General features: G+C 35.9%; 12 protein-coding genes. 2 read left to right on the top strand and 10 right to left on the bottom strand.

Translation table 11 applies throughout. The features are described 5' to 3' along the window. Nucleotides 1–40 precede the first annotated feature (40 nt). Nucleotides 41–901: an AraC family transcriptional regulator gene (locus KRR19_RS01740; RefSeq protein ID WP_081600380.1), complete on the top strand. Its 861-nt coding sequence runs from the start codon at nucleotides 41–43 to the stop codon at nucleotides 899–901. Nucleotides 902–994: 93 nt separating this feature from the next. On the opposite strand, the gene melB is transcribed toward KRR19_RS01740, so the two are convergent. The 3 genes from melB to KRR19_RS01725 all read right to left on the bottom strand — a co-directional run bounded on the left by melB (nucleotide 995) and on the right by KRR19_RS01725 (nucleotide 4,795). Then, complete coding sequence (gene melB / locus KRR19_RS01735) at nucleotides 995–2,398, bottom strand: melibiose:sodium transporter MelB (RefSeq protein ID WP_070848186.1); 1,404 nt, start codon at nucleotides 2,396–2,398, stop codon at nucleotides 995–997. A gap of 278 nt (nucleotides 2,399–2,676) precedes the next feature. Continuing rightward, nucleotides 2,677–3,570 carry a VOC family protein gene (locus KRR19_RS01730; RefSeq protein WP_119564229.1) on the bottom strand — a complete coding sequence of 298 codons (894 nt, stop codon included), beginning with the start codon at nucleotides 3,568–3,570 and terminating at the stop codon, nucleotides 2,677–2,679. A 157-nt stretch (nucleotides 3,571–3,727) separates the two neighbouring features. After that, nucleotides 3,728–4,795 carry a metal ABC transporter solute-binding protein, Zn/Mn family gene (locus KRR19_RS01725; protein ID WP_002479807.1) on the bottom strand — a complete coding sequence of 356 codons (1,068 nt, stop codon included), beginning with the start codon at nucleotides 4,793–4,795 and terminating at the stop codon, nucleotides 3,728–3,730. Nucleotides 4,796–5,138: 343 nt separating this feature from the next. Between KRR19_RS01725 and KRR19_RS01720 the strand changes: the two genes are divergently transcribed. Beyond that, the gene (locus KRR19_RS01720) at nucleotides 5,139–5,420 is read left to right on the top strand and encodes a GNAT family N-acetyltransferase (RefSeq protein ID WP_002479808.1); all 282 of its coding nucleotides are present in this window, start codon (nucleotides 5,139–5,141) and stop codon (nucleotides 5,418–5,420) included. Between the two features lie 73 nt (nucleotides 5,421–5,493). On the opposite strand, the gene KRR19_RS01715 is transcribed toward KRR19_RS01720, so the two are convergent. From KRR19_RS01715 to KRR19_RS01685, 7 genes are all read right to left on the bottom strand, one after another. After that, entirely contained in the window at nucleotides 5,494–7,275 is a 1,782-nt protein-coding gene (locus KRR19_RS01715) for an ABC transporter ATP-binding protein (protein WP_372510717.1), read from the bottom strand. Continuing rightward, nucleotides 7,268–9,055, bottom strand: coding sequence for an ABC transporter ATP-binding protein (locus tag KRR19_RS01710; protein ID WP_023015100.1), 1,788 nt, complete (start codon nucleotides 9,053–9,055; stop codon nucleotides 7,268–7,270). Before KRR19_RS01710 ends, KRR19_RS01715 begins: the two co-directional genes overlap by 8 nt. 47 nt (nucleotides 9,056–9,102) lie before the next feature. Then, nucleotides 9,103–10,098: a D-2-hydroxyacid dehydrogenase gene (locus KRR19_RS01705; protein WP_156666703.1), complete on the bottom strand. Its 996-nt coding sequence runs from the start codon at nucleotides 10,096–10,098 to the stop codon at nucleotides 9,103–9,105. A 149-nt stretch (nucleotides 10,099–10,247) separates the two neighbouring features. Beyond that, nucleotides 10,248–10,919, bottom strand: a complete 672-nt coding sequence (locus tag KRR19_RS01700) for an NAD(P)H-dependent oxidoreductase (RefSeq protein ID WP_156666704.1) — start codon at nucleotides 10,917–10,919, stop codon at nucleotides 10,248–10,250. Between the two features lie 80 nt (nucleotides 10,920–10,999). Continuing rightward, nucleotides 11,000–11,533 (bottom strand): NAD(P)H-dependent oxidoreductase, encoded by a 534-nt coding sequence (locus tag KRR19_RS01695; RefSeq protein ID WP_156666705.1) that lies wholly within the window; start codon nucleotides 11,531–11,533, stop codon nucleotides 11,000–11,002. Nucleotides 11,534–11,608: 75 nt separating this feature from the next. Then, nucleotides 11,609–11,785 (bottom strand): hypothetical protein, encoded by a 177-nt coding sequence (locus tag KRR19_RS01690; protein WP_002479814.1) that lies wholly within the window; start codon nucleotides 11,783–11,785, stop codon nucleotides 11,609–11,611. 239 nt (nucleotides 11,786–12,024) lie between these two features. Further along, nucleotides 12,025–12,338 (bottom strand): transposase (locus KRR19_RS01685; protein WP_216733409.1); only part of this gene is annotated, 314 nt, incomplete at its 5' end.

Genomic DNA, 12,338 nt, shown 5'->3' with positions numbered 1-12,338 from the left:
ATATACGTGTTATAATGGCTCTATCATAGAGAGAAAGAGAGTGAGACAAGTGCAAGTCTTTTGGACAAAACTTAAAAAAACAAGCTACGAAGCCCAAGTTGATGAATGCGGCAAAGAAAACTTATACGTAGGTAACGGCTATGAATATGAAGTCACTAAACCTGCTGTCTTGCATATCGTGACACAAGGAACCGGCACCTTTACTGTGAATGATACGACTTACCATTTAAAGAAAGGTGATGTCTTCTTATTGCTCAAAGGCATGCATGTCAAATATCATGCGACAGGAGAAACACCTTGGCATTATATGTGGGTCGGCTTCAGCGGCACGCATGCCATCAGCTTTATTACACGTACTTCTTTATCAGATGAATTCGTCCTCTTAAATCAAAACACTGAAACACTGTTTAAATTAATCTTTAAAATCTGCATTCTGGCAAACAGCCATACCCCTGAGGACACCCACGATATCTTACTAAAGATAAGACTATTTGAATTGTTATATTTCCTAACACAACAAAACCAAAAAGAAATTGTAATTCCTGATCAACGTGAAGCAACAGATTTAAAAGATGCTTTAGAATATTTCAATGACAATTTCAAAAGCAAAGATACTACTGTTGATAATGCTGCTCAAGTCGCAAACATGAGCCGTAGTCAGCTCTATAAACGTTTCAAAAAGCAATTTGGCGCTTCACCAAGCAGATATCTCACCGATCTTCGTATGGCTTTTGCGGCTGAACAGCTGAAATTCACAAATAAAACTGTGCAAGCCATTGCAGATGAACTTAATTATGATGTGTCACTTGCTTTCTCCAAGGCTTTCTCTAAGTACTTTAACTGTCCACCTACGCAATACCGCAAAAATTATAAGGCCAGAAAAGCATTGCAATCTGAATAAATGAAACTATCAAGCAGCTACTTTTTTGTTGCTGTAAAACAAAAGCAGTGGATAGAGTTATGAATGAAAGCTCTAACACTGCTTATTGTATTGTTACAGTTTTTCTTCTTTATGAATCGGCGGACGTCCTTCTCTTTTACGTTTAAATTCAAGTGTTTGTTGAATATCACGTAAGAAATCGCCTTTTAAGTTGAAGGCTTTATGATATAAAATACTACAAATGATGATAAAGAAGATTGGTACTCCAATCATACCGATTCTGATACCCCAGATTGTATCTGTTGTTTGTTCAACATTTGGCACATAACCAATCATTGATAAACCGACACCGACACTTAATCCCGCAAATGCTTGTGCTAATTTTACTAAGAATGTTTGTGTTGATGTGATGACACTTTCGTTACGTTGACCGAATTTCACTTCACTGTAGTCGATTACGTCAGCTAACGCGACTGTGTTGATTCCGACAAGCGTACCTGTACCGAAGCGAATACATGCACCGCCAATAATTACCCAGATTGCTGCGTGCGGCGCAATAAAGCCTGCAAGCAAGATAACTACTAAACCAATAATAATTCCAAATACAGCGTAGTTGAATACTGCACTACGTCCGACTTTCTTAACTAAGTATGGGAAAATCAATAATGATCCCATTTCCATAAGAATCATTGTGTTAAAGACAGAGAATAAGCTTTCTACGCCTGCCACATATTTAAAGTAATACAAGATAATTGCGTTAATCATTTGTCCACATAAGTTGAATGCTAAGATTACACCAATTACCGCAAGCAACTCTTTGTTTTTAAAGAGAATACGCCAAATATCTTTAAAACGGACTTTAATTGCGTTTTGTCTTTCAATTTCAGTGTCTTCATGAACGAAGAATACTGTAATACCGATAGTAATGATAAATGTAATACTACAGATGATTGCAAGCGCAAAAATACCTGCACCTCTGAATGGTTGGCCTAAGAAATCGTCTAATTTATGGATGAACATTAAACCGAAGCTTCCGATCACAAAAGCCGCAAAGCTCGCAAAGAAACGTGGCACTACCGCAACTTCTTCACGTTCACGTGGATTATTCGTTAAGTTTGGCAGCCATGACCAGTATGGGATGTCCATAATGGTATAAGTCATACCCCATATGATGTACATGATTGAGATGTAAATGTACATGCCGTTGCCTGCGAAATCAAAGTTTGTGAAGAGTAATACTGTGATGACAGCGTTAATTAATGTACCGATAACGAGCCATGTTTTGAATTTGCCGAAGCGGTTGTGTGTATTATCAACAATCATGCCCATAATCGGGTCGTTAATCGCATCCCAAATACGTGCTGCGAAAAACAACACTCCGACGAATGCGGGTGAGAGTCCAACAATGTCCGTAATATAGAACATTAAAAACAAACTGACAATATTAAAAATGGCGTCCTTTCCTACTGTTCCGAATCCAAATGCATACTTTTCAAAGCGCGTTAATTTTCTTTCCAATCCTTTCACCTCTATCTATAGATTGTTATTTCTGGTGTTGTCTTTGTACCTTCAAATAATTAATTTTCTATTCATGTAAACGTTATCATTTTTCTGAAAACAATAGAATATCCAAATCTTTCTTTTATATGTCCAAATGTTTCGAAGTTAAAATATTTATGGCACTTTGAACCTTTAAAAAATAATTCCTCATCTTGTTATTATCATTATTCAAACGAAAAAACCCCTGTCACTTACTCTAAATAAGTAAGTACAGGAGTTCTTTTATATAACTGATATTATAATTTCAATGGTTTAAGATTTTGCGTTAAAGCTTCGCGTCTATCTTCGTATTGTGGCGGTAATTGAAGATGTTGACCTAATTGATCTTTCGGCTCATCTACCGCAAAGCCTGGACCATCTGTCGCCATTTCAAATACGATGTCACCTTTTTCTTTGAAGTAAATCGCTTTGAAGTAGTTACGGTCTTTAACTTCTGTCACAAAGTAACCATGGTCTTCCATGTGTTTTTGCCATTCTAAATGTTCTGCTTCTGTTGGGATAGACCAAGCCACATGATGCACTGTACCTACACCGAATAAACCTTTTGGCAATGGTTGTGCAGACATAATGATTTGGTGTTTTTCTTCGCCTTCTGTTTCTAAGTGGATTTTAGAAGGGTTTTCGTTAACAACACTTAATCCCATATCATCAACTAATGTACTGCGAGTACCTGCTGGATCTGCAGATAATAGTTCTGTACCGTGGAAACCTATAATAGCATTATCTTCAGCTTCTTCTTGTCCTTCAACTAATGCTAAAGCTAGTCCATGCACATCATTAAATTCTAATGTTGCTTCGTCAAACAAACCAGAAATTTTAGTTTCAATACCTTGTTCATTTAAATGTGCTTCCCAAGCATCCATTGAGCCTTTAGGAATTCTGAATGCGATACGTCCAACTTGTCCGCTTCCCACTCGACCTTTATGTTGATTTGGCCAGTTAAAGAATGTCATTACCATACGTTTGTCGTCATCTTGTCTTGAGAAGTATAAGTGATAAACACCTGGGTCATCGAAGTTTACTGTTTGTTTAATCAATTGTAAGCCAAGTACATTACGATAGAAGTCTAAGTTCTCTTGTGCGTCACCTACAATTGCTGAAATATGATGTATGCGTTTAATATTTTCCATATATGGAAACCTCCTTTATTCAGTATAATTATTATACTTACTTTGTTAAACTCATTATAACACTAGTATAATTTTTATACCAGTGTTTTGTTTCATGTAAATAAAAAATACGCACTTCCGATTTAACCGGAAATGCGTATCATAAACGTTAATCACATTAGTTGTCTAAAGCTTTTTTCAGTGACTCGATGTTTTTCTTCATTAATGATTGATAAGTAACATCTTTATCTTTTGATTCATCTTTTGTTAAAACTGATAAGTTATGGAATGGTAATGGTTTCGTGTTAGTTTCTTTTCTGATGATATCTGTCACTTTAGAAGTGATGTTTTGTTCGTATAATACATATGGTTGTTTTTCTTTCTTGATATCAGAAACGATAGCCATTAATTCTTTTTGTGTTGGTTCATCGTTGTTCATGCCGTTAATACCTTCTTGTTCGAAGTCATAACGTTTAGCTAAGTAAGCTAATGAATCGTGAGAGATAATCACTTTGTCGCGTTTTTTGTTTTTAGAAACGTCTTTTAATTCTTTATCTACATCTGAGATGTCTTGAACTAATTTTTTGTAGTTCTTTTCGTAGTAATCTTTGTGATCAGGGTCTTTTTTCACAAATTCATCTTTGATTTCTTTCGCAAATGTTTTATCTGCTACTGGATCTAACCAAATATGTGGATCGTATTTGCCGTGGTGATGATGGTGTTCTTCGTGATCACCATGCTCTTCATGTTCACCGTGTTCTTCATGATCACCGTGTTCGTGGTGTTCACCTTCTTCATGGTCACCATGTTCATGTTCGTGTTCATGCTCATGTTCTTCACCAGGAAGAATCGCGTTTTTGTCTAAGCCTTTTGTTAACTCAAGCACTTTCTTGTTGTCTTTAATTGTTTTCGCAATTTTACCCGCTGCTGGGTCCATTTCTTTGTCTGTATAAATAAATAAGTCGCCTTTAGAAATGTTCATGATTTCTTTTTGTGTTGGTTCAAAACTATGTAAGTCTGTACCTGGTGGGTAAATTGATTTCACATCTGCATATTTACCGCCGATTTGATCCGCAAAACTTTGGAATGCGAATACAGTTGTGTTAACTTTCATCTTATTGCTTTCGCTGTACTTAGCATCTTTACTGTCTTTATTACCGCTGTCTTTGCTGCTGTCACCATTACCGCAAGCTGCTAATACAACTGTTAAGACTAAAGATAACATTATGAAAAGTGTCTTTTTCATCTTAAAAGGTCCCTCCAAATCGTAATCATTATGTTTTAAACTATACCCTTAAATACACTAAATTGCAATGGTATTCATGAAATCTTTTAGATTCTCAGAATTCTGAAATTTTCAACCTAATATTTTATAATTAAAAAACAGTTAGGTTCACTATTCATATACACATTAAAGAGAAAAGTACTCTTTTTAATTTGGCGCTAATTATTTTGTAAATTTATAAATTAAAGAAAACGCTTACATTAAAGAAAACATATAATTTTTGTAATAACCCTTGTTTCTGACCCGCTTTGTTTTGTACCATTTAGATAGGAGTAACATTAAATAGATAAAGGGGATTATGACTATGACAGATTTAAAGCAAGGCGACCATAAGTTCTTTATTGGGGAAGAAAGTTCACCGAGCGCCATCATTGAATTCAGAGATGAGCAAGAAAATGTGATTGATATTTTCCATACTGCTGTCAGTGATGAATTAGGCGGCCAAGGTATCGGAACGAAACTCGTTGAAAAAGTAGTAGATTACGCGAATGCAAATCAACTTAAAATCACTGCGAGCTGTTCATTCGCAAGACGTGTGATTGAACAATTCCCAGAGTTTAAACTATTCTTAGCTGGTAAGGAATAACACTTACATAAACTAAAGAGAAGCACCTAAAGTTCAAACGGCTTTAGGTGCTTCTTTTGTTACGCTTATTCTTTTATCCATTTTGCAGCAAATACATATTATAATAAATGCCTTTTTGCGCAAGTAATTCTTCATGGGTACCCCGTTCGACTATCGCACCTTGATTTAACACTAAAATTTGATTTGCATCTTGAATCGTCGACAATCGATGTGCAATTGCGAGCGTTGTACGTCCTTTACGCATATCTTTCAATGAGTTTTGTATTTGTTCTTCTGTTTCAGAATCAATAAAAGCAGTTGCTTCATCTAAAATAAGAATTTTAAGGTCAATTGCCATCGTTCTCGCAAATGCGATTAACTGACGTTCACCACTAGAGAATGCACTACCCTTCTCTATTACTTTATGCTCATATTGATCTGGCAGTTGTTCAATAAAGCGATCAGCATGCACAAATTCTGCAGCAGCTTTTGCTTGTTCGAATGTCATTGTTGGATGATATAAGCGGATGTTAGATAAGACTGTTCCATAGAAGATAAACGGATCCTGCAGAACCAGTCCTACTTTTTGTTTCAATTCTTGCTTTGGAATTGATTTGATAGATTGACCATCAATTAATATTTCACCTTGATGAAATTCATAAAAGCGCATAAATAAATTAATAATCGTACTTTTACCAGAACCTGTATGGCCTACAAGCGCTATTGTTTCACCAGGATTAGCAGTAAATGTAATATGTTTTAATACATTGTGTTCTCCATCATAACTGAAGGTTACATCTTTAAATTCAATTTTACCTTTTGTGATATGATGGTCAGCGATTTCATTTTGTTTAGGTTCTAATGTGTCGTTATCTAGTAATGTAAAGACACGGTTAGCTGCGACAATAGCTTGTTGGAATATATTCAAATTTTGACTGACTTGGTTAATAGGTTCGAAAAAGCGCTGCATATATTGTACGAACGCATAAACAACCCCTGCCGTCACAGTCGAAGAGAAGCTTAATAATCCGAAATAACTTAGTATCATTACTGTCGCAAAGATACTTAACATACCGATGGCTGGACGTAATAATAGACCATCTAGGCGAATCGTTTTCAAGTTATATTGATAGTGCTCTTCGTTAATTTCATCAAATTCCTTTTGTAGTCTGCGTTCTTGGTTAAAGACTTGAATCATACGGATACCTTCAATAGATTCGGCAAGTTTCGCGTTCAAATCAGATAACCGTTGACGTGCTTGCGCAAAGAATATTGAAGCATATTTACGATATAAAGCTAAAATAATGATAATAATCGGCATAAAACATAAAGCCATTAACGCAAGTCTGACATCTAGAATAAACATCATAATAAAACTTGAAATGACTGTAAATAATGCCATCATAAAGGAAGAAAAAACCCCAACAAACATGTTGACGATGGCTTCTGTGTCATTCGTTAATCGTGACACGATACTTCCACTTGGCACCTCATCAAAATACTTCATGCCGAGTTCGCCCATTTTATCAAACGCATCAATACGTAATTGTTGGATAATTTTAAATGCGAAGTTTTGGAACATATAAATGTTAATATATGTTGTTATCGCACCAATCAATTCAATGCCGATAAAGATAACAATCATCCAAATGATTTCATGTTGTGGAAAGTGTCTTGGTGTTAAGTAATCATCAATAAACACTTTCACAATATAAGGCACCGCCACACCTGCTGCTGTGGAAATCCCAAGCATCACAAAGGCAGCTAAAATCAACCATTTAAACGGGAAGGTATAACGCATCAAGCGCATTAATGTATGCCACTGATCACGCGCACTGAGTTGATTATCACCATGCATTTTCTGTCTTCTAGCCATGATAATCACCCTCCTCTTCATGTGCCGCTTCATCTAACTTTTTAGTTAATTGGTCGCGTAATTGTTGTGACTGATAAGTTTTCGCATACCAACCTTGATTGCGCATCAATTGTTCATGTGTCCCTTGTTCTGCCACTGTACCTTCATCCATCACGATAATTAAATCCGCATGACTCACTGCACTCATACGATGTGCAGTAATAATATTCGTTTTGCCTTGTCTTTGGTCTCTCATATTATTAAGAATATGTTCTTCTGTATCTGCATCAACCGCTGACAAAGAGTCATCAAACATCAAGACAGGCGGATCCGAAATGACTGCACGTGCGATAGAAACACGTTGTTTTTGACCTCCTGATAATGAAACACCACGTTCTCCAACAATCGTGTCATACCCTTGAGGGAAATTTAAAATATCATGATGAACATAGCTGGTCTCAGCTGCTTGTTGAATTTGTTGTTTTGTACTATTCGGTGCCGCAAAAGCAATATTTTCTCGGATAGTTGTAGAGAATAAGAAGTTGTCTTGCGGTACATAACCAAACATCGCACGTAAATGTTGGATTTCATAATCACGGATTGGAATACCGCCATAAGTAATATCTTCAGGACGTTGCGTATCAAATTCGCGTACTAACAATCGTAATAGCGTACTCTTTCCTGAACTTGTACGCCCAACTATACCGACAGTCATACCTTCTTCAATAGTAAAGTGTACATCTCTTAACGAAGGATGTTCGCTGCCCGGGAAAGTAAAAGATTTAATTTGATAAGTGATGGGTCCTGATGGATAACCATTTACTTTATAAGTTAAATCTATTTCATTTTCTGTGTCTAAAATACCACTAATTCTTTCATAGGATGCATGACCTCTTTGAATAATATTAAAGAAGAAACCTAACGCAAGTAACGGCCATACTAGCATACCGAGATACGTTGTTGCGGTAATTAACTGACCCAACGTAATTGTATGATTGAAAATCATAAATGTCCCAAACACTAATGCAAGGAAGTAACTTGTACCAATCACTAACATAATCGTTGGACTGAATAAGGCATCAATTTGCGCAACTTTTAAATTTTTTCGAACCACATCATCACTGATAGTTTTAAAGTCCTTTTGGTCACTTTTTTCATAACCCATTGTTTTAGTAACTTTAATACCAGCAATACTTTCTTGTGTCTTATCATTTAAACGACTGAATGCCGCTTGTGCTTTTTTAAAGCCTTTGCTCATCAAACGACCATAATAACTTGTTAATAAGACTAAAATAGGTAAAGGCAGCATAATTATCAACGTCAATTTCCAGTTGATTGTCAGTGCCATCGTAATTAAAATTGATGTTCCTGTAATTAAAGAGTCGCCAATCATTAGCACCCCTGGACCTGCGGCACCTTGAACAGCATTAATATCATTGGTCGCATGGGCCATCAAGTCACCTGTTCGACGTCTTTGGAAGAAAGATGGACTCATAGAAGTATATTTCTCATATAAACGGTTACGTAAAATCTTCCCTAGCTTATTACTTGTTCCAAAAATCAGAACACGCCAAGAGTAGCGTAGAATATAAATCATCACTGCCGCAAAAGCAAGTATCATCATATAAGTAAATAGCTGCCTTCCCGTTAAACGATCAGCTGCAATCGCATCAATCGTTTTACCGATGATTTGTGGCGGAATAAGCTGAAATAATGCGATAAAGAGTAATACTAATAGCCCGCCAATATACTTCAACTTCTCTTGTTTAAAAAACCAGCTTAAATGCATAAACACTTTCATCTCATCACTTCCTCCTTTCTTTTATCTTTTTATTTATCAACAGCATTTTAATTAACTCTTGTTTGTGCATCTCCTGTTTCTAACACTTCCATAGTACTGTTCAATCCGCCTTCAGCAAGATTTTTTACAGCTTCGTGTGTAAAGAATGCGATGTGAGGAGAAGCTAACACATCATCACGTTCAATCAACTCTAGTAAGGTTTCATCTTGAACCTCTCTATTTGAAAAATCTCTTCGGAAATATTGCGCCTCATTTTCATACGTATCGATAACAGCACCCGCTACTTTACCACTATTCAATGCATCTAGCAAAGCTTGTGTCTCAACAACCATACCACGTGCGCAGTTGACAAAGATCACACCATCTTTCAACTGATTAAATGCTGCTTGATTGAACATATGGTATGTCTCTTTATTTCCCGGGACATGAAGTGAAACGATATCTGCTTGTGCGATTGCCTCTTCTAACGAATCTTTAAATTCAACAATATTTTCTAATTCCGGCTTATCTTCGATATCGTAACCAACGACTTTACAACCGAAATTTGAGAACAATTGCGCTGAAATACTGCCGATACGTCCGACACCGATAATCGCTACAGTTAAGTCTTTGACAGGACGTGAAATCAATGGTGCATCCCATACAAAGTTATGATTCTCCATACGTTGTTTGATAAGTGGCAACTGTCTCACAAAATACAAAGTGCCTGTGACTGCATATTCAGCAATAGAACTTGGTGAATAGCTGGGTACTGTTGTAATGATTAAATTATGTGCTTTGGCTTCTTCTAAGTCATACATATCGAATCCAGCACTGCGTTGTGCAATTTGTTTAATACCATAGCTTTCTAATTTACTATAAATCTCAGGATTGAATGGTCCATTATGAGATAATGATAAGCCATCATATCCTTTTACTTGTTCAATATTGTCCATAGTTAAAGGATGGCTTTCATAATCCACTTCTACTTGGTGTTCTGCTGACCAATTTTTAATTGCGTCAATTTCATAAGGTGCGACATCAAACATTTTTATTCTTACCATCTTAAAACTCCCCTTTAATATGTATTACATCTTTATAAACCAAGAATATAGGTAATATTATAGCATTGAAACAAAGGTAAGAAACACAAGATTCAGACAATTAAAATAAAAAGACTCAAGCTGTTAAAGCTCAAGTCTTTCATAAATAACTATTCAAGCCATTCAATGACATCTTCATATGCTTGACGTGTTTTGGCACGTTTCGGATCTTCTGCACGATAACCGAAAGCTACCATAACGGATGGTAAGAACTCATTTTCATTCATAATTCCTTCATCAGAAAGCAATTGTGTGACTTCTCTCATACTAAAACCTTCAATTGGACAAGAGTCTACACCTAAAAATGCGGCTACTGACATCATATTACCTAAGGCAATGTATGTTTGTTTACTTGCCCAGTCCCATAATGAACGTTCACTTTCATATAAATCCAAGCTATCATTTTGGAACATTTCATAACGTTTATTCATATCTTCTAATACATCATCTGGTACATTTTTTATTTCTTTCATAATATGTGTTAAATATTCTGTACCCGGACGTACGTTTTTACGCGCAAGTAAAATCACAAAGTGTGAGGCTGTATCTAATTGGCCTTGTGCACCCCAAGATACTTTTTTTAATTTTTGACGTAAGTCTTCATTTTGAACGACTAAAAAACGCCATGGTTCCGCACCGATTGAGCTTGGTGAAAGACGCCCAGCTTCAATAATGGTATGGAAATCTTCCGCATTCACTTTTTTGTCTGGATTAAAACGTTTTGTCGCATGTCTAAAATTAAATGCTTGTAAAATTTGATCGCGTATTGCTTGTTGTTCCATTACTATTTTCGCTCCTCATCTTATGTAGTCACCTATAGTATAGTGAACCTACCAAGGAGTCTAAAGGAAAATGCTTGTGGTTACTGTTTTTGAAGTCTTTCAACAAATGCCACATATTCATCAGCATTTTCTGCGAGAGTCGCAAAATTATCGATGTCATCCGTTTGGTAAATCGCATGAATGCCAAAGAAATGGCCACCGATTAAATTAACAACACCTTTTAATGGATTACAAATTTCGTCAATCGTATACCCTATCGGTCCATCTTCTTTATAATGTGCTTTTGGTTGGCCGCATGAAATGGCTAATGCGAAATGTTTTCCTTTTAAAGCGTCACCGCCATCAAACGCAAAACCATGTGTATAGACTTCATCGAACCATTGCTGTAAAAGTGGCGGATAACTCATCCAAAACATGGGATATTGAAAGATAATATAATCATGTTTCTGTAATAACGCTTGCTCATGTTCAACATCAATGTTTCCATCTGGATAAGTTTGATACAAGTCATGTACCGTCACTAAATCAGAACGATTTTCTAATGTTTTCTTCCATACTTGATTAACGTCGCCTTCTTGAATATCAGGATGTGCAATAATTACTAATGTGGACATGATAATCCTTCCTTTCATTCAAAATAAAAATGAGATGTACCCCGAAGTCATCTCATTTTAAGTCGTACTATTTAGTTATTCCCCTTTGGTCTCCATCATTAACTTTGTGTAATAGAATAAGAATACAATGATCATACTGATAGACATTGATTTCAACAGACTATTCATCATTGTACCGATATCTGTCAGGTAAAACGTAATGGCTGAGTTAATGAAGAAAGCAATAAAAATGTATAGTAATCTTGTTATCATATCCCATCATCCCCTTTTGACTAGTTTACCCATAAAAGATACAAATTGCAATATGTATTTTGAATTTTGTGACAACTTATGTTTTTATAAATAAAAACACGCAACCTTTTTCAGGTTGCGTGTCAGACCGTAGACAAACTACCGTTATAACTTGAAAAAGTGTAACGGTAGTTTATTTTTTTTATGAAATTTTCGAAAATATGTATAAAAATCTTTATAATAGAAGTCCTCACGGACTCTTATGTAAGCCACATAGATACTTTTTTCAAATTCATCGCAGCACAAGTAAACATCGTATCCATTGTCACCTTTCCTAAACTGCGGAAACGTGTCCATCTCATACCATGTTGCTCTTTAGCGTCACCAAATCGTCTTTCTATTGTTTGGCTTCTCATTTTATATATTTTTTTAATTGAATCCATAAATCTTAAATCTTCAACTATATCTAAATCATCTTGCCATACGTGCCTTTGGATTTGTTTTTGACACTGTTTATTTTCAGTGCATTTGTTCAATAGTGGGCATTCACGACATGTGTCAGAGTTTGACATAT

The organism is Staphylococcus sp. CWZ226 (assembly GCF_018986355.1).
Classification (GTDB): domain Bacteria; phylum Bacillota; class Bacilli; order Staphylococcales; family Staphylococcaceae; genus Staphylococcus; species Staphylococcus simulans.
Note: the sequence above shows the minus strand (reverse complement) of the source record. Positions and strands in the feature narration are given on the sequence as shown.